The organism is Christensenella massiliensis (genome assembly GCF_040409835.1).
Classification (GTDB): domain Bacteria; phylum Bacillota; class Clostridia; order Christensenellales; family Christensenellaceae; genus Christensenella; species Christensenella massiliensis.
Map to the genome: position 1 here is coordinate 2310912 of NZ_CP117826.1, position 16664 is coordinate 2327575.

The 16664-nt window shown below is 52.0% G+C and carries 22 protein-coding genes; 21 read left to right on the forward strand and 1 reads right to left on the reverse strand.

What is annotated here, in order from left to right:
• From gltX to PUP29_RS11440, 21 genes are all read left to right on the forward strand, one after another.
• Positions 1–1458, forward strand: a complete 1458-nt coding sequence (gene gltX, locus PUP29_RS11340) for a glutamate--tRNA ligase (RefSeq protein ID WP_079545694.1) — start codon at positions 1–3, stop codon at positions 1456–1458.
• 156 nt (positions 1459–1614) lie between these two features.
• A complete protein-coding gene (locus tag PUP29_RS11345) occupies positions 1615–1866 on the forward strand; it encodes a heavy-metal-associated domain-containing protein (RefSeq protein ID WP_079545692.1) in 252 nt (83 codons plus the stop codon).
• Between the two features lie 125 nt (positions 1867–1991).
• Positions 1992–2288 (forward strand): 30S ribosomal protein S6, encoded by a 297-nt coding sequence (gene rpsF, locus PUP29_RS11350; protein WP_079545691.1) that lies wholly within the window; start codon positions 1992–1994, stop codon positions 2286–2288.
• A 56-nt stretch (positions 2289–2344) separates the two neighbouring features.
• Positions 2345–2791 carry a single-stranded DNA-binding protein gene (locus PUP29_RS11355; RefSeq protein ID WP_079545689.1) on the forward strand — a complete coding sequence of 149 codons (447 nt, stop codon included), beginning with the start codon at positions 2345–2347 and terminating at the stop codon, positions 2789–2791.
• A gap of 72 nt (positions 2792–2863) precedes the next feature.
• Positions 2864–3112, forward strand: a complete 249-nt coding sequence (gene rpsR, locus PUP29_RS11360; protein ID WP_353423370.1) for a 30S ribosomal protein S18 — start codon at positions 2864–2866, stop codon at positions 3110–3112.
• Positions 3113–3240: 128 nt separating this feature from the next.
• Positions 3241–4110 carry a DNA-3-methyladenine glycosylase family protein gene (locus PUP29_RS11365; RefSeq protein ID WP_079545686.1) on the forward strand — a complete coding sequence of 290 codons (870 nt, stop codon included), beginning with the start codon at positions 3241–3243 and terminating at the stop codon, positions 4108–4110.
• Between the two features lie 19 nt (positions 4111–4129).
• On the forward strand, positions 4130–4852 hold the full coding sequence (locus tag PUP29_RS11370; RefSeq protein ID WP_353423373.1) for a phosphatase: 723 nt from the start codon (positions 4130–4132) through the stop codon (positions 4850–4852).
• Positions 4853–4861: 9 nt separating this feature from the next.
• The gene (dnaX, locus tag PUP29_RS11375) at positions 4862–6427 is read left to right on the forward strand and encodes a DNA polymerase III subunit gamma/tau (protein WP_353423374.1); all 1566 of its coding nucleotides are present in this window, start codon (positions 4862–4864) and stop codon (positions 6425–6427) included.
• Between the two features lie 25 nt (positions 6428–6452).
• Positions 6453–6788, forward strand: coding sequence for a YbaB/EbfC family nucleoid-associated protein (locus tag PUP29_RS11380; RefSeq protein WP_079545681.1), 336 nt, complete (start codon positions 6453–6455; stop codon positions 6786–6788).
• Positions 6789–7379, forward strand: a complete 591-nt coding sequence (gene recR / locus PUP29_RS11385; protein ID WP_079545679.1) for a recombination mediator RecR — start codon at positions 6789–6791, stop codon at positions 7377–7379.
• A 17-nt stretch (positions 7380–7396) separates the two neighbouring features.
• Positions 7397–7963 carry a uracil-DNA glycosylase gene (locus PUP29_RS11390; protein ID WP_079545677.1) on the forward strand — a complete coding sequence of 189 codons (567 nt, stop codon included), beginning with the start codon at positions 7397–7399 and terminating at the stop codon, positions 7961–7963.
• A complete protein-coding gene (locus PUP29_RS11395) occupies positions 7944–8522 on the forward strand; it encodes a uracil-DNA glycosylase (RefSeq protein WP_079545676.1) in 579 nt (192 codons plus the stop codon). Before PUP29_RS11390 ends, PUP29_RS11395 begins: the two co-directional genes overlap by 20 nt.
• Positions 8523–8707: 185 nt before the next feature.
• Positions 8708–9907, forward strand: coding sequence for a S41 family peptidase (locus tag PUP29_RS11400; protein WP_353423376.1), 1200 nt, complete (start codon positions 8708–8710; stop codon positions 9905–9907).
• A 5-nt stretch (positions 9908–9912) separates the two neighbouring features.
• Positions 9913–10164, forward strand: a complete 252-nt coding sequence (locus tag PUP29_RS11405; protein ID WP_079545672.1) for a TM1266 family iron-only hydrogenase system putative regulator — start codon at positions 9913–9915, stop codon at positions 10162–10164.
• A 170-nt stretch (positions 10165–10334) separates the two neighbouring features.
• Positions 10335–10961, forward strand: coding sequence for an endonuclease III (gene nth, locus PUP29_RS11410; RefSeq protein ID WP_079545671.1), 627 nt, complete (start codon positions 10335–10337; stop codon positions 10959–10961).
• Entirely contained in the window at positions 10958–12226 is a 1269-nt protein-coding gene (obgE, locus tag PUP29_RS11415; protein WP_079545669.1) for a GTPase ObgE, read from the forward strand. The genes nth and obgE overlap by 4 nt, the downstream gene beginning before the upstream one ends.
• 48 nt (positions 12227–12274) lie before the next feature.
• Positions 12275–12559: a ribosome assembly RNA-binding protein YhbY gene (yhbY, locus tag PUP29_RS11420; RefSeq protein ID WP_079545668.1), complete on the forward strand. Its 285-nt coding sequence runs from the start codon at positions 12275–12277 to the stop codon at positions 12557–12559.
• 2 nt (positions 12560–12561) lie between these two features.
• Positions 12562–13218: a nicotinate-nucleotide adenylyltransferase gene (nadD, locus tag PUP29_RS11425; protein ID WP_079545666.1), complete on the forward strand. Its 657-nt coding sequence runs from the start codon at positions 12562–12564 to the stop codon at positions 13216–13218.
• The gene (yqeK, locus tag PUP29_RS11430; protein WP_079545665.1) at positions 13196–13762 is read left to right on the forward strand and encodes a bis(5'-nucleosyl)-tetraphosphatase (symmetrical) YqeK; all 567 of its coding nucleotides are present in this window, start codon (positions 13196–13198) and stop codon (positions 13760–13762) included. The genes nadD and yqeK overlap by 23 nt, the downstream gene beginning before the upstream one ends.
• Positions 13762–14127 carry a ribosome silencing factor gene (gene rsfS / locus PUP29_RS11435; protein ID WP_353423380.1) on the forward strand — a complete coding sequence of 122 codons (366 nt, stop codon included), beginning with the start codon at positions 13762–13764 and terminating at the stop codon, positions 14125–14127. The genes yqeK and rsfS overlap by 1 nt, the downstream gene beginning before the upstream one ends.
• A gap of 354 nt (positions 14128–14481) precedes the next feature.
• Positions 14482–14958: a hypothetical protein gene (locus PUP29_RS11440; protein WP_079545662.1), complete on the forward strand. Its 477-nt coding sequence runs from the start codon at positions 14482–14484 to the stop codon at positions 14956–14958.
• 117 nt (positions 14959–15075) lie between these two features.
• On the opposite strand, the gene PUP29_RS11445 is transcribed toward PUP29_RS11440, so the two are convergent.
• The gene (locus PUP29_RS11445) at positions 15076–16599 is read right to left on the reverse strand and encodes an acyl CoA:acetate/3-ketoacid CoA transferase (protein WP_353423382.1); all 1524 of its coding nucleotides are present in this window, start codon (positions 16597–16599) and stop codon (positions 15076–15078) included.
• Positions 16600–16664 lie beyond the last annotated feature (65 nt).

Consider the following 16664-nt stretch of genomic DNA (forward strand, 5'->3'; position numbering starts at 1 on the left):
ATGGAAATCAGAACAAGATTCGCGCCCAGCCCAACGGGTTATCTGCATATCGGCGGCCTGCGGACGGCGCTTTATGCCTATCTGTTCGCGAAAAAGAACGGCGGGAAGTTTATACTGCGCATCGAGGATACGGACCGGGAACGCCTTGTAGACGAAGCAAGCGAGATCATCTACCGCACGCTGAAAGATACGGGGCTCGTTTACGATGAGGGTCCGGATGTAGGCGGGGAATACGGGCCGTATATCCAGTCCGAGCGCAAGGATATCTATCAAAAATATGCGGAAGAGCTTGTGAGGCGCGGCGCGGCTTATTATTGCTTCTGTACGAAAGAACGCCTTTCCGGACTGCGCGCAGAGTGTGAGGCCAAAGGAGAGCAGTTCAAATACGATAAGCATTGCCTTTCTCTCACACCGGAGGAGATCAAGGCGAAGCTCGACGCAGGCGAGCCGTATGTCATCCGCCAGAATATCCCGACAGAGGGAGAAACGACGTACAGCGATATGGTATACGGAACAGTCACGGTGCCGAACAGCGATATGGAAGACAACATTCTGCTGAAATCGGACGGCTACCCGACATATAACCTCGCGAACGTGGTGGACGACCACCTGATGAAAATCACGCACGTCATCCGGGGAATCGAATATCTTTCCTCTACGCCGAAATATAACCTGCTCTATGAAGCGATGGATTGGGACGTGCCGGAATATATCCACCTGCCGCCGGTCATGCGCGATAAGCACGCCAAGCTCTCAAAACGTCACGGCGACGCGTCCTACGAGGACTTTGTGGAAAAGGGCTTTCTTTCGGGCGCTATCCTCAATTATATCGCGCTGCTCGGGTGGAGTCCGTCGGATAATCAGGAGATATTCACCCTCCCAGAGCTCGTGCATGCGTTCGACGTATCGGGCGTCAGCAAAAGCCCGGCGATTTTTGATGTGGAAAAGCTGAAATGGATGAACGCGGAATATATCCGTGCCCTTTCGGAGGAGCAGTTTATTGAAATGGCGATGCCGTATTTCGAGCAGGCTATCGATCCGGACAAATTCGACCTGCCGCTCATCACGCGGCTCATCCAGCCGCGCCTTGAGGTGCTGACAGAAATACCGGATAAGCTCCGTTTTCTTTCTCAGCTGCCGGATTACGACATCAGCCTCTATCATCATAAAAAAATGAAGGTCACGCCGGAAAGCGCACTCGTATATCTCGAAGCCGCTTATCCCGTCCTGCGCGATCTTCCGGATTTCACAGAAACAATGATACACGATTCCATGATGGAGCTTGTGGAAAAGCTGGGGGTAAAAAATGGACAGCTTCTCTATCCGCTGCGCGTCGCGGTGTCGGGAACCCCGGTCACGCCGGGCGGCGCGATCGAGATCGCTTACCTGCTCGGAAAGCACGAGACACTGTCCCGCATCGAGACGGGCATCGCCAAGCTGAAAGAGGCGCTTGTATAAGCGGTAACGAGCAGACACCGGAAAAGGACCCGAAAGGATCCTTTTTATTTTCCGCACGGTTGGCAATCCGTTTGACTTCAGAAAAAATAAGTGCTACCATTTAATTAGCATAAGCTAACTTTGCGCGTATATCAATAAATGCGGAGGTATTGAACAATGATGCAATATACATTAAAGGTCGACGGAATGCAGTGCGGAATGTGCGAAGCGCATATCAACGACACGGTGAGAAAGGCGGTCCCCGTAAAAAAGGTTCATTCGTCGCATACAAAAAAGCAGACGGTCGTCATTACGGAAGAGGCGATCGACGAGCAGGCATTAAGAGAGGCGATCGACCGGACGGGCTATACAGTTTTGTCTGTTGAAAGCGGCCCGTATGTTAAAAAAGGGCTTTTTTCCCGGAAATAGTTTCTTTGGCCTATCTGCCGGAAGGCTTGACTTCTGTACAAAAGGTAGGCTATAATAACTTGATGTAGCGTCCTTGCTCTGCGGACAAAAGCAGGGCCATTAGTCCAGAAGGAGGTGAATCACGGATGATAAAGTACGAATCCATGTACATTTTGAAGCCGGATATGGAAGAGGAGAAGAAAGATGCTCTCGTAAAGCGCTTTTCCGATATCGTCGAAAAAAGCGGCGGTAAAGTGGAAAAGATCGACGAATGGGGCAAAAAGCGTCTTGCCTACCCTATCCAGTATATCAACGACGGCTACTATGTGCTGATGACGTTCGAAGCGGAACCGACTCTTCCGGCCGAGCTTGAAAGAAATTACAAGATTGCCGACGATGTGCTCCGCTATATCGTAATCAATCTCGAAGAGCAGAAAGCATAAGTAGAAATTGCGCGGATTTTTTGCGCCTAAAAGACCAAACGAAGGATGGTTCCAAGATGAATAAAGCGATTCTGGTTGGAAATTTAACGAGAGATCCGGAACAGCGTACAACGCCCTCGGGCGTTTCTGTAACGAGTTTTACCGTCGCGGTCACCCGCCGGTACAAATCGCAGGACGGAACGCAGCAGGCTGATTTTATCAACTGTGTAGCATGGCGTTCAACGGCGGAGTTTATTGCAAAATATTTTACAAAAGGTTCCCGGATCGGTATAGTAGGAACGATACAGACGCGTACGTACGACGATCAAAACGGCGTGCGGCGTTATGTAACGGAGGTTGTTGTAGACGAGGCCGAGTTTGTGACGAGCAAGGCTCAGAATCCGGGCGCTACACGCGGAGACGCACAGCAGCAGCCGGCCGCCCAGCAGCCGAGCGCGGACGATCTGTTCGCGGAGGAGTTGTCGGATTTCCAGCCGCTTGACGACGCGGAACTTCCGTTCTGACCGGAAAAACGGTCGGGCCGCCCGTACGCTGAAAAGCTGCGGAGCGGATCTTAAGCAAAGGAGATGTCTCAAATGAGCGAAGAAAGAGCGAGAAGACCGATGCGCGCACGGCGCCCGAGAAGAAAAGTATGCGCCTTCTGCGCGGACAAATCGGAATTTATCGATTATAAAGACGTTGCGAAGTTAAGAAAATATTTGACGGAGCGTGGAAAAATCACGCCGCGCCGTGCTTCCGGCACCTGCGCGAAGCACCAGCGCGAGCTTGCGACCGCGATCAAGCGGGCAAGAGTCATGGCGCTTCTGCCCTATGTTTCAGACTGACGCCGTCTGCACGCTGTGTTAGTAAAAGCAAAATAAAAGAGAGACATATCAAAAAAGATATGTCTCTTTTTCATTCGTTTCCCTTTGTACGCTACTCATACGCTTCCGTTTATGATATACTATAAAAGATGGATATTCGCTATGAAAATGGAGCGGCGCTCCTGCAAACGGAGTGCTTTGAACCACGGCACATTTTTGAAAACGGGCAGGCGTTTCGCTTTTTGGCCTGTGGGGAAAACGCTTATGAAGGCGTGGCATACGGGCGCTTTCTGCGTGTGGAAAAAATACCGGAAGGTGCGCGCCTCTTTCCCTGCGTACAGCAGGATTTTGAAAATGTGTGGAAACGCTATTTTGATTTGGAGCGGAACTATGCGTCGCTCTTTTCCGGCTGCCGCGACAGAACCCTGAAGCAAGGGATTGAATACGGCTGTGGCCTGCGGGTCCTAAATCAGGAGCCGTTCGAAACGCTGATCTCATTTATCATATCCGCCAACAATCATGTGAAGCGGATCCGGGGGATCATCGAGCGTATTTGTGCCCGGTGTGGAGAGCCGTTTGTCTTTGAGAACAGGACGTGGTACCGGTTTCCGCGTTCGGAAGAGCTTGCGCGGCTTTCTGTAGAAGAACTCGCCGAATGCGGCAGCGGCTATCGGGCGCCATATATCAGGGAGGCGGCGCAAATGGCGGCGCAGGGCTTTCCGCTTGACAGCCTTCGCAGCCTCTGTTATGCGGACGCAAAAAAGGAACTGATGGCGATCCCGGGCGTAGGGCCGAAAGTGGCGGACTGTATCCTGCTTTTTTCACTCGGATTTGCAGATGCTTTTCCGGCGGACGTTTGGATAAGGCGCGTGCTTCGTGAACATTATGGCTTTACCGGAAACGACAGACAGATCTACGGCTTTGCACAAAAGCGGTTCGGGAAATGCGCAGGCATCGCGCAGCAATATTTATTTTTCTGGCGGCGGGAAAACAATGGAGAAACGGCCGCCGGATCGTGAAAAGATAGGGAGATTTAGTATGAAGCTTCTTGTAGATACACATACGCATACGGTGGCGAGCGGGCATGCATATTCTACTCTGCGTGAAAATGCGCTGCTTGCCGCGCAAAAGGGCCTGGAGGCATTCTGCTGCACAGATCACGGCCCCGGACTTGCGGGCAGCGCGCCGGATTACATCCTGAGCGTCCTGCAAGGCGTGCCGGATACCCTTGAAGGCGTGCGTATGATCCGCGGGTGTGAGCTCAATATCAAGACCTATGACGGCGGCGTTGATCTTTCTCACAAATACATTGAAAAAACGGAGTTTCTGATCGCTTCCATGCACGAGGTTGTGATCGCGCCGGGAACGGAGGAACAAAACACGGCGGCCCTCGTCGGTGTGCTGCAAAACCCGTATGTCGATGCGGTCGGGCATCCGGGCAACCCGCATTATCCTGTTCATATTGAAGAAGTGGTGGATGCCGCGAAGCGTTGTGATAAACTGATCGAGATCAACAGCCATTCTTTCAGCCATCGCAAAGGAAGCGACCGGATATGTCCGCAGTTTATCCGGCTGTGTAAACAAAAAGATGTGCGCATCACCGTTTCCTCCGACGCGCATATCTGTTATAACGTCGGGGATTTTGAAGACGCCGTGCGGGCGCTTGAAGCGGAAAGCTTTCCGGAGGAACTCATCGTGAGCCGGGATTTGCAGGCTTTCAGGGAATATTTGGAAGAACGTAAACGAAGGATCTGCCAGTAAGGAGGCTCTATGGCATATAAAACACTATACCGCGTGTTCCGGCCTAAGACCTTTGACGAGGTTTATGGACAGCAGCACATTACGGACATCTTAAAAAAACAGGTCATGACCGGTCAGGTCGCTCATGCCTATCTGTTCTATGGCCCGCGCGGAACGGGAAAAACGAGTACTGCAAAAATATTCGCGAATGCGATCAACTGTCTTGCTCCGCAGGATGGAAATCCCTGCGGCAAATGCGAGGTGTGCGCGGGTGTGGCAAACGAGGCATTCGTCGATATCGTCGAGATCGACGCAGCATCCAATAACAGCGTGGATAATGTCCGCGATATCCGCGAAAAGGTGTCGCTTCTGCCGGCACTGGGGAAATATAAGGTATATATCATAGACGAAGTCCACATGCTTTCGTCCGGGGCGTTCAACGCGCTCCTGAAGACGCTCGAGGAACCGCCCGCACATGCGGTGTTTATCCTTGCAACGACGGAGATACGGAAGCTGCCTGCAACGATCCTGTCGCGCTGCCAGCGTTACGATTTCAAGAGGATCACAGAGGAAGATATCGTCGCCCGCCTTCGCGAGGTGGCGGAAAAGACAGGGCTCCAATATGAGGAAGACGCGCTCACAATGATCGCGCAGTCCGCAGAAGGTGCCATGCGCGACGCGCTTTCCGTTATGGATCAATGTATCGCCGGGCAGGACACGCTTACCCTCGCCCATGTGAATGAAGCAATGGGGATCGCCGATACAAAGCGTACGCGGGCGCTTTGCGATGCAGTTCTTTCCGAGACGCCGTCCGAAGCGCTTACCTTGCTCAGCGAGATGCTGCATGATGGGATCGAGCCGCATAATATTCTGCGGGATATCATTGTAGAACTGTCCGGACAGCTCGCAAAGGAAGCGTCGGATGCCTACCGCTGCGCGAATCTGCTGCGTGTGCTCGAGGTGTTTATCTATAATCAGAATATCCTGCGCTACGCGGCAACGCCGGATGCGGTATTGATTGCAGCAGTGGTACGTGCGGCTATGAATACGACGGATGTGGATACGGAGGATATAGAGCTTAGATTGAAAAAACTGGAAGCACGGGTAGAAAAGCTCGCCGCACAGGTCACAGCTGTTCCTGCCGCCGCACCCGCCGTGCAGCAAGAAAAGGAAGCTCCGCAGACAGTTCCCATGCAGGAAGAGATACCCGGAACGCGGGAGCTTCCGTCCGGTGCTGAAAAAACGGAAAAACAGGCGGAGAAAAAAGAACAGGCCTCTGTGCCCGACGCACAGAAAGCACTCAGGCAATTCCGTGCAAAGATCGAAGAAAAGATACCCGTACTTACCCCGGCCGCTGCTGCGGTAAAAACGCTCGACATCAAGGGCAGCCTGCTCGGCGTCCTTGCGGATGAGGAAGACCGTATCCTTGTCGATATGCTGTGCAAGGAAGAATATCTTTCCCAGATGGAAAGCATCACGCAGGAGATATTCGGGAGGGCGATGACGATAGAGCCGAGATACGGAAAAAAGGAAGAAAAAAGCATGGAACAGCAGCTATTTGACCTTTTTGGAAAAGATAAAGTTGTGATAAAATAGTAAAAAAGATTTGGAGGAGCTTGAAATGGCAAGAGGAGGATTCCCGGGCGGGATGAATATGCAGAATATGATGCGGCAGGCGCAGCAGATGCAGGCAAAAATGCAGCAGATGCAGGCGGAGCTTGAGGAACGCGAGGTAGAGGCGACCGCAGGCGGCGGCGTCGTGCGCGTGGTCGCAACGGGAAAGAAGATGATCAAAAGTATCGAGATACAGGAAGCCGCAGTAGACCCGGACGATGTGGAGATGCTGCAGGATCTCGTGATCGCAGCGGTCAACGAAGCGCTTTCCAAGGCGGATGAAATGATGCAGACAGAAATGGGAAAGATCACGGGAGGAATGAACCTCGGGGGACTTTTCTAATTGAATCTGCAATCCTATCAAAGGCTGGTCGCGCAATTCTGTAAGCTTCCGGGAATTGGAACAAAGACGGCCCAGCGGCTTGCATACCACATCTTGAAAATGCCGGAAGCTGAAGTAAAGCAATTTGCGGCCACGATGTATGATGCGCGCCGAAAGGTCAGATATTGTAAAATATGCGGCAATCTATGCGAGGAAGAAGTGTGCAGCGTATGCGGGGACCCAAAGAGGGATCGTTCCGTCATTTGCGTTGTCAAGGATTCGCGGGACGTTTTTGCAATCGAAAAGACACACGAATACCGTGGACTCTATCATGTGCTCGGCGGAACGATCTCGCCGCTTGAGGGCGTCGGCCCCGACGATATCGCAATCGACAGCCTTCTTGAACGTATGGACGGCGAAGTAAAAGAAGTGATACTCGCCACCAATCCGGATGTACAGGGGGAAGCGACGGCGGCCTATATCAGCCGTCTGCTCGGCGGCTACGACGTTAAGGTGTCGCGTATCGCGCACGGGATACCGATTGGCGCGGAGCTTGAATACGCGGACGAGATTACGCTCGCAAAGGCGCTGGAAGGACGAACCAGTCTGTAAAGACGGGGAAACGAAACATGATATATCCAACGATAAAAAGCCTGTATGAAGCAGTCATGAGCTGTAAAGCGTGCAAGCTTTGGCAGACGCGGCAGAATGTCGTGTTCGGCGAGGGAGACCTGCATGCGGACGTAATGTTTATAGGGGAAGGTCCGGGCGCGCGGGAGGACGAGCAGGGCAGGCCGTTTGTCGGACCAGCCGGGCAGCTTTTAGAACGTATGCTGGGGGAGATCGGTCTTGCGCGCAGCAGCGTCTATATCGCAAACGTAGTCAAATGCCGTCCGCCGGGCAACCGTGACCCGCAGGACGACGAACGCGCGGCCTGTATCGGATATCTGCGCGGGCAGGTAGCGTTCATAAAACCAAAGATCATCGTATGCTTAGGGCGTATTGCAGCCGGAGCGATCTTAGGCCGGGACGTCAGAATGATGAAAGAGCACGGTTCGTGCGTTAAAGTAAAAGGCTTCTACATTATGCCTACATTTCATCCTGCTGCCTTGCTGCATAATCCGGATTATGCGGAATATGCGCGGCAGGATTTTCGTGTGCTTGGAGAATTATTGCATGAGACCGGTATCTCTTGAGCAGCTGTACCAAAAGATAAAACGGGCCTGCCCAAAACAGGAACTGGTTTTTGGCGATGGAAAACCGGGTGCGGAGATCATGCTGATCGGCGAAGCGCCGGGAAAAGACGAGGTCGCGCAAAAAAAACCGTTTGTCGGGCGTGCTGGAAAGAATCTTGCCGAGTTTCTCGAAGCGTCGGGGCTGAAACGGGAAGACCTCTACGTTACGAACGTTTGCAAATTCAGACCCACGAAAATAAGCGCGAAGAACACGGTGTCGAACCGGCCGCCTACCAAAGAAGAGATCCTTGCAGCCCGGCCGTTTCTGCACGAAGAGATCAGGCTCGTTTCGCCGAGGCTGCTCGTTACGCTCGGCAATACGCCGCTTCACGCTGTCTGGGATTTTTCAGTCAATATCGGCGGATGCCACGGAGCTGCGGAGAAGATCATGCTCGAAAAAAACGGTTATTGGCTGTTCCCGTTATATCATCCGGCCAGTATCATCTATAATCCGGCATTAAAAGAAACCTATATGTGCGATATTTCAAATTTAACGGTATGGGTCAATAAAAATCTGTGAATTTTGCACCGAAACATCATAGAACTTGCATTTTTCTAATAAAATGATATAATAGAAATGTAATATGTTCGTAACAAATGAAGAACGGCACTTACGAAAGATACGAAAAGCGCACGGAAGTGCGTTGTTTCATTCTTGAACGGAATTCGGGAAGGAATGAAGATACGGTCGGAGGTATAGGGCGTTTGGAGAAAAAAAAGCTATTTATCATGTGCGTGGTGATCGCGGTCACGGCAAGCTTCGTAACAGGCTTATTCGTATATTTCTATCAGGTATCCCAAATCAAAGGAAACGATATCCTGCTTGGAAAAGGGAGCTATCAGGATATCCAGAAATATATGGAGATCAGCGACCTTGAGACGATCATAAACGAGAATTATTATCAGGAGATAGAGCAGGATACGCTGGTGACAGGAACGCTCAAAGGGATGGTGGAATCGCTCGGAGATCCCTATTCTGTCTATTATACTGAAGAAGAATATAAAGAATTCAACCAGCAGACGGATGCAGACCTTGTAGGCATCGGCATCACAGCGGGGCCTTATCAGAAAACAGGGCATCTGAAGATCGAAAAGGTCTATTCCGGGAGTCCGGCGGAAACGGCAGGTCTTGCGGAAAACGACGTGATCCTTGCGGTCGATGGTGCAGATGTGGGCGGTCTGGATTATGAAAGCTCTCTCAATATGCTGCGCGGGCCAAGCGGAAGCTCGGTTAAGCTGACGGTACAGACAGGAACAGAAGCGCCGCGCGAGCTTGAAGTGGCTCGGGCAAATGTAGACGCGCAGCGTGTTACCTATACGATGCTGACAGACCAGATCGCGCAGATCGTTATTTCCGAATTTAACGGAAATTGTGTTGAGGAATTTAAAAATGCGGTCCAATTCCTGAAAGATCAGGGAGCGGAAGGCGTTTTGCTCGATGTGCGCGGCAACATGGACGGAAGCGTGCAGGAAGCGGTATCTATGCTCGATGAGATATTGCCCGGGGGCCTTGCCGCCTATACGGTCGGAAAAGGAGGCGCGCGGGAAGAGCTGACGGTAGACGCGGATTATTTCGATATTCCGCTTGTGGTACTGGTGGACGGCAACAGCGCATCAGCGGCGGAGGTTTTTGCCGGAGCGGTGCAGGACAGGGAACGCGGACAGATCGTAGGAACGCAGACCTATGGCAAAGGAGTCGTGCAGTCAGTCATTGATATGCCCTATTCGGGCGGCGGAGTCAAGCTGACGAATGCGCTTTATTATACGCCGGCTGAAAAAGCCGTCAACGACGGGATCACACCGGATGTTGTCGTATCGAATCCAGAGGGGCGGCTGACCTTTGAAACGGATGCGCAGCTGCAGCAGGGCATTACGGCGCTTGGAGAAATGATCGCACAGGGGTGAGTTATATGAGCAGGATCGGGATCATAGCAATCATTATCGAGGGAAATAAAGAAAGTGTGGCACGGGTCAATACGGTCCTGTCGGATTATTCGGAGATTGTGCATGCGCGTATGGGCGTACCGAACCACGAAAAAAATCTGAATGTGATCTCTCTTGTCGTGGAAGCGACGAACGAACAGGTGGGCGCGCTTACGGGGCGGCTCGGAAATATTCCGGATGTTACCGTGAAAAGCATGATGACGAATAAAACCTATTAATACGGAATACAAAAAGGCGGCATGCGCGGCGTCCATGCCGCCTTTTTGTATCTTTTTCGCCAACGCGGAAAAGGCGGGCTGCGCGCCGCCGAAAACAGTACAAAAGAGGATATCTCTGTAAAAAGAGAGATTTATTGATTAAAATAGTTTATTTGTGTTAGAATAGGGCTATGGATAAAAATCAGGAAATCATTGAACGGTTAAGAAAAGAATATGCGGACGTCGATTCCGCGCTCGAGTATGAGAACCCGTATGAGCTTTTGGTCGCGACGATTCTTGCCGCACAGTGTACAGACGTGCGCGTCAATATCGTTACGAAAGACCTTTTCAAGCGGTATCCGTCGCCAAAGGAGCTCGCGCAGGCGGAGCTTTCCGAAGTGGAGAACGCGATCAAGACGTGCGGCCTGTATAAAAACAAGGCAAAGAACCTGATTGCATGCGCGCAGCGTATTATGGAAGCCTACGGCGGCATTGTTCCGCATACGGAGGAAGAGCTTACAACGCTTGCGGGCGTAGGCCGTAAAACCGCCAACGTGGTACTCGCATTTGCATTCGGTCTTCCGGCATTTCCGGTGGATACACACGTGAAGCGCGTTTCCAACCGCATCGGCTTCGCGCATTCGAACGATCCGAATAAGGTGGAAGAGGAAGACAAAAAGATCATCAAAAAGGAAGATTGGTCAAAGGCGCACCACTGGCTGATCTGGCACGGCAGGCGGGTCTGCAAGGCGCAGAAGCCTCTGTGCGGGAAGTGTTGTATTTTGGACCTGTGCCCCTATACGGATAAAAATTTATGATAGTAGATAAAGTCAGGATCATCATCAAAGCGGGCGATGGCGGCAATGGAGCGGTCTCGTTCAGACGGGAAAAATATGTCAATGCGGGCGGCCCTGACGGCGGCGACGGCGGCAACGGCGGCAACGTCGTTTTTGCTGCAGACCCCGGTATGCGCACGCTGATGGATTTCAGATACCATAAAAAGTTTCGCGCGGAAAACGGAGAAAACGGCCGGAAAAAAAATATGCGCGGAAAGACGGGCGCGGATGTAGTCATCAGGGTGCCGGCCGGCACAGTGATTATCGATAAGGAAAGCGGGCGTGTCGTCGCAGACGTGCGCGGAACGGAGGAGATCACGGTGCTGCGCGGTGGACGGGGCGGCAAGGGCAACGCACGTTTCTCTACGGCGGTGCGGCAGACGCCGCGTTTTTCCACACCGGGAAAAAAGGTGCAGCCGCGTGAGGTCATATTGGAGCTGAAATCCATTGCGGATGTAGGCCTTGTTGGGTTTCCGAACGTTGGTAAGTCCACGCTGCTTTCAAGCCTTACCTCCGCAAAACCAAAGATAGAAAATTATCATTTTACGACCTTGGCCCCCAATCTTGGCGTCGTTAAATCCTATGATTACGATTTTATCCTTGCGGATATCCCCGGACTCATTGAGGGAGCGTCGGAGGGCGCTGGACTCGGGCACGATTTCCTGCGTCATATTGAACGTACGCGCATGCTCGCACACGTCCTTGATATCGCGGGCAGCGAGGGGCGCGACCCACTTGCAGATTATGCGGCGATCCGTGCAGAACTGAAAAATTATTCTCCACAGCTTGCAGAGCGGCCCGAGATCGTAGTCGCCAACAAAGCAGACCTGCCCGGCGCGGAGGAGAACCTTGCGCGTTTTCGCGCTGCCTATCCGGAAAAAGAGGTGTTTCTCGTCTCGGCAGCGGCTCATACGGGTCTTGATGAGCTGCGTGTTTCAATGATGAAGCTCCTGAAGACTTTGCCCGAGGAGGAAACGATCCGGGAAGACGGAGTCATCGAGGAATGGCAAATGGAGGATGAGGAGCTCACGTTTACGGTGGAACGGGGAGAGGACGGAATACTTGAGGCAAACGGTTCCCTTATCGAGCAGATATTTGCGCGTATCAACCCGGATGAGATAGACTCAATGCGGCACTTCCATAAGCTTCTGAAAGATATGGGCATTATCAGGGCACTGGAAAAGGCAGGCGCAAAGGACGGCGATACGGTGCGGCTGAATGGTGAGGAATTTGATTACGTGGAATAGCGCGGGCATAGTGTGAAGAGCCGGCGGAACTGCGGAAGAGGTGCTTTTATGATCACGAGCAAACAGCGTGCCAAGCTGCGCGGCATGGCACAGACGATAGAGCCGATCGTACATATCGGCAAAGACGGCATCACGGAAAATCTGGTGCGTCAGGCGGATGATGCTCTTACGGCGCGCGAGCTTATCAAAGGAACGGTGCAGCAAAACAGCAGCCTTACGGCACGGGAAGCGTGCGACGAGTTGGCGGAAACGCTGGGCGCGGAGGGCGTTTCGGTATTAGGGCGAAAATTTGTGCTGTACCGCAGATCAAAGGAAGAAAAGATAGAGATATAGGCATGGAGCAGTCCCAAAGTATTGCGATAGAGCAGGATGTCCGGCTGTTTCCGCGGCAAAAGCGTGTCGGGATATTAGGCGGGACTTTCAATCCCCCGCATAACGGACATATCGATATGGCGCGCAGGGTAAAGGGCGAGTTTTCGCTTGATGAGGTCAGCCTGATGCCATGCGGGAATCCGCCTCATAAAGACCACGGGCTTGCGCCCAAGGAAATGCGTTTGCAGATGACGCGCATGTGCGCTGCGGGAACAGATGTGAAGGTCCTTGATCTTGAGGTGAAGCGCTCCGGTTTTTCCTATACGTCCGAAACGCTTGCGGAATTGCGGGAAAAAGAGCCGGAGACCGACTATTATTTTATCGTCGGGGCGGATACGGTGTTTGAACTGTGCACGTGGCACGATTTTGAACGATTGTTCAAATTGACAAATTTTATCTGCGTCAGGCGGCAGAATTACGATCTGCTTGCGCTTGCAGCCGAGATCGCGCGGCTGAAGCAGGACTATGGCGCTCATATTTTTCTATCGGAATATACAGGTCTTTTCGTAAGCTCGTCCTATATCAGGCGGCGGGTGGCGGAAAGCCGCAGCATTGAAGGGCTGGTGCCCCAAAGCGTGGAGGAGTACATTCTTGCAAATGGATTATATCGCAAACCGTGACAGCATCGTAAAAGAGCTTGCGAGGCAGGTAAAAGGTGAAAAATTTATACATTCCCTTGGTGTGGAGGAGACGGCGGTGCAGCTCGCCCGCCGCTATGGGGAAAACGAAAAGAAAGCGGGGCTTGCAGGCCTGCTGCACGATTACACCAAGCAGAAAGACAATGTCCTGCTGGCAAAAAAATATAGGATCCCTTATCTTGTCGAAAAGACTCTGCACGGGCATACCGCGGCGGCAGTACTGAAAGAAAAGGGATATATAACGGATGAAGATGTGCTTTCTGCGATTCGCTGGCATACGACGGGGAGGGAGAATATGACCCTGCTCGAAAAGATCATATATCTGGCGGACTATATCGAACCCAACCGTGATTTTGACGGTGTGGAAAAGCTGCGCAGGCTTTCTTTTGAAGATATAGATAAAGCGGTGCTTTTCGGCCTGCAGATGTCGATCGGGCATATTTTAGAAAATAAAAGCCTGATCGATACAGACAGCGTAGGAGCCTATAATTATTACCGGAAGTTGCTTCCAAAGGAGGATATTTGATGGAGATATCAGAACGGGCAAAACGAATCGCGGAAATACTGGATAACAAAAAAGCACAGGATATCGTCATTCTGAAAGTAGCGGATATGACGATCATTTCAGATTATTTTGTGGTGGCGAGCGCGCCGAATGTATCGCATGTGCAGACGTTGGCGGAAGAGGTCCAGTTCAAGCTGCGTGAAGAGGAGGACGCGGATCCGATACGCACGGAGGGAGAACGGGAGGGCCGGTGGGTCGTGATCGATTATGGCGATGTGCTTGTTCATATCTTCCATAAAGAGGAACGTGAATTTTACCAGCTCGAGCGTCTGTGGAAGGTAGAAGGCAATTTTTATGACTATTCCGCCGGGCAGAAAAAACTGTGATCTTCCGATAAGGCCCCTGAACCAAAAAGGAGCGGAAACAGTCCTGTCGGAAATGCTTTGGCAGGCAGTTTTTGCGCCGGATGGATGCAAGCGGCCGGATCACAGAAGCATTACTGCTCCGGAGCTTTCCGTATATATAGGGTTGCGGCTTCCCCGGACGGAAAGACGATGAGTGCCGCGCAGCGGAACCAAACGGTGCAAGAGGCGCTGGTTTGTAAAAAATACTATTGGAAAATCACTGTTTTTCTGGTAAAATAAGAAACGACATAAAATGTCGCTTTACCACTGTCCGACGGTAGAGCGGCATTTTTTTGTTTTCGGACAAACGATCAAATGCTTGGGAGGAATTTTATCATGCCAAAAACAAAAAGAGAGGAGTTTATCTTTACCGCCATGACGTCTGGTCTGATGATTTTCATTATGGGAGTCTATAATGTCGCCATAAATAACAATGGACTTGAATATGCTTCTTTTGTACAGGCGGCGCGTACGTTTCCGCTTGAATGGCTGATTGGATTTTTGCTTGCCTTTTTTGTAGCGAATAAAACGGCGAAGCATTTCGCATTTCATGTCGTGACTCCGGCGGACAGAAAGATATTTGTCATACTGAGCATCCAGATCTTTACGGTATGCACAATGGTTCCTCTGATGAGCCTTGTGGGAACGATCGAGGCGCATGGCCTTACCTGCGATTTGCCTATCGTCTGGCTGAATTTCATCATGGCCTATCCGCTGCAGCTTTTGGTGGCAGGACCAGTATGCAGGCGTATCTTCCATAAATTATTCCGCGAAAAGAAAGATATGCAGGGAAAATATCCGCACAGAACATGAAACGGGATTTAGATAGAAAGGAACAGACGGATTTGGAAAGAAAGGAACACGCCGGCATTTTGCATCAAAAAGGGGCTTTCCGCCAAATACAGGCGTTAGCCCCTTCCATATATGATTTTATAGAAACACGTCTGCATCCATCGCTTTCAGGTCTTCCGAAATCAGGGGCTCAAATTCCATGTGCGCGAGGATATCGCGCTTAAGATCGACGCCCGGCGCGATCTCGGTGAGCATGAGGCCCTCTTCCTCCAGACGGAATACGCAGCGTTCCGTAATAAACATGACCTTTTGACCAAGCTCCTTTGCGCGCTTTGCGGAAAAGGTGAGCTGCTCGATCTCATGCTTGAACTTTTTGATGCTTCCTTCGTGAATGATATGCAGCTTTCCGTCCTTTACCTCGACCTCAAGCCCCTTTGCAGTAAACGTGCCGATAAAGTAAAGCTCGGGTGTAGACTGCGTGATACAGATAAACCCGCCGCAGCCCGCAATGCGGGGTCCGAATTTGCTTACGTTGATATTACCCTCCGGGTCAGCCTCCGCAAGTCCGAGAAATGCCTGATCGAGCCCGCCGCCATGATAGAAGTCAAATAACTGGTGCTGAAAAATGATTGCCTCGGGATTCAGCGTCGCACCGAACTCTACGCCCGAAAGGGGCGAACCGCCTATGCCGCCTGCTTCCACTGTCAGCGTGAAATCCGAGATGCCTTTTTCCTCTGCGACCGCGGCGATCCCCTCCGGCATGCCGATGCCGAGATTCACGACCCCGCCCTGCCGCAGCTCCTTTAAGGCGCGCAGGGCGATGATGCGGCGGGGCCCGGCCGGGAGTATAGGCATAGCACCCTTCGGCGCACGCTCCTGTCCGGAATAAGCCGGCTCATACGCGGTAAGAGCAGTCTGCGGATGAAATTTCATATCGCTTGTTTTTACGATGCAGTCTGCGAGTACGCCGGGAACGCGCACCGCGTGCGGCGGAATATCGTCCACGATCTCTTCCACTTGTACGATCACCTTGCCGCCCAGCGTATGGCAGGCCTGCGCAACGGAAAGCGCATCTGCGACAGCCGCTTCCTTTTCCATGCTGATGTTGCCGTTTCTATCCGCGCACGAGCCCCGCAGAAAAGCAAAGTCGATTTTGGGAAACGGCTTATAACGAATATATTCCCTGCCGTCCATTGTCACGATCTCGCTTAGCTCATCCTTTGAAATACTATTGAGCCGTCCGCCGGAAAAACGCGGGTCAACGAACGTATCAAGCCCGATCTGCGTCACAAGGCCGGGCCGCCGCGCTCCGATATCCCGCATAAGCTGTGCAATGACGCCCTGCGGAAGATTATACCCCTCGATATCCTCCGAAAAAATCATCTGCTGAAGCTTTGGCATCAGATTTAAATGCCCTGCTATGAGCTTTTTTACGAGCCCTTTGTGCGCAAGGCGGTTCAGGCCGCGTTCCCCGCCGTCACCCACAGAAGTAACGCTGATAAGCGAAAGGCCGCGGGGAGCCTGCGTCTCTAAAAAACGCTGCTCAAGCGCTGCGCACAGTTCGTCGGCCACTGCTGCCATCACAAAGCCGTTTGCGGCGATCACCGCGCCGTCATAAATCAGGTCCGCCGCTTCAACAGCGGTCATTATTTCTGGTTTCATAAGCCACCGTCCATTTCTGTTAAAATCATCACTCGTCTATTATCCAATAATGCGGCGGCGTTTTC

Excerpts from the sequence above, each read along its gene's own strand:
- yqeK (WP_079545665.1), top strand. The coding sequence starts at position 13,196 with ATGGATTATATCGCAAACCGTGACAGCATCGTAAAAGAGCTTGCGAGG.
- nadD (WP_079545666.1), top strand. The coding sequence starts at position 12,562 with ATGGAGCAGTCCCAAAGTATTGCGATAGAGCAGGATGTCCGGCTGTTT.
- rpsR (WP_353423370.1), top strand. The coding sequence starts at position 2,864 with ATGAGCGAAGAAAGAGCGAGAAGACCGATGCGCGCACGGCGCCCGAGA.
- PUP29_RS11405 (WP_079545672.1), top strand. The coding sequence starts at position 9,913 with ATGAGCAGGATCGGGATCATAGCAATCATTATCGAGGGAAATAAAGAA.
- PUP29_RS11370 (WP_353423373.1), top strand. The coding sequence starts at position 4,130 with ATGAAGCTTCTTGTAGATACACATACGCATACGGTGGCGAGCGGGCAT.
- rpsF (WP_079545691.1), top strand. The coding sequence starts at position 1,992 with ATGATAAAGTACGAATCCATGTACATTTTGAAGCCGGATATGGAAGAG.
- yhbY (WP_079545668.1), top strand. The coding sequence starts at position 12,275 with ATGATCACGAGCAAACAGCGTGCCAAGCTGCGCGGCATGGCACAGACG.
- obgE (WP_079545669.1), top strand. The coding sequence starts at position 10,958 with ATGATAGTAGATAAAGTCAGGATCATCATCAAAGCGGGCGATGGCGGC.
- PUP29_RS11345 (WP_079545692.1), top strand. The coding sequence starts at position 1,615 with ATGATGCAATATACATTAAAGGTCGACGGAATGCAGTGCGGAATGTGC.
- PUP29_RS11445 (WP_353423382.1), bottom strand. The coding sequence starts at position 16,599 with ATGAAACCAGAAATAATGACCGCTGTTGAAGCGGCGGACCTGATTTAT.
- PUP29_RS11365 (WP_079545686.1), top strand. The coding sequence starts at position 3,241 with ATGGATATTCGCTATGAAAATGGAGCGGCGCTCCTGCAAACGGAGTGC.
- rsfS (WP_353423380.1), top strand. The coding sequence starts at position 13,762 with ATGGAGATATCAGAACGGGCAAAACGAATCGCGGAAATACTGGATAAC.
- PUP29_RS11380 (WP_079545681.1), top strand. The coding sequence starts at position 6,453 with ATGGCAAGAGGAGGATTCCCGGGCGGGATGAATATGCAGAATATGATG.
- nth (WP_079545671.1), top strand. The coding sequence starts at position 10,335 with ATGGATAAAAATCAGGAAATCATTGAACGGTTAAGAAAAGAATATGCG.
- dnaX (WP_353423374.1), top strand. The coding sequence starts at position 4,862 with ATGGCATATAAAACACTATACCGCGTGTTCCGGCCTAAGACCTTTGAC.
- PUP29_RS11395 (WP_079545676.1), top strand. The coding sequence starts at position 7,944 with ATGAGACCGGTATCTCTTGAGCAGCTGTACCAAAAGATAAAACGGGCC.
- PUP29_RS11355 (WP_079545689.1), top strand. The coding sequence starts at position 2,345 with ATGAATAAAGCGATTCTGGTTGGAAATTTAACGAGAGATCCGGAACAG.
- PUP29_RS11390 (WP_079545677.1), top strand. The coding sequence starts at position 7,397 with ATGATATATCCAACGATAAAAAGCCTGTATGAAGCAGTCATGAGCTGT.
- gltX (WP_079545694.1), top strand. The coding sequence starts at position 1 with ATGGAAATCAGAACAAGATTCGCGCCCAGCCCAACGGGTTATCTGCAT.
- PUP29_RS11440 (WP_079545662.1), top strand. The coding sequence starts at position 14,482 with ATGCCAAAAACAAAAAGAGAGGAGTTTATCTTTACCGCCATGACGTCT.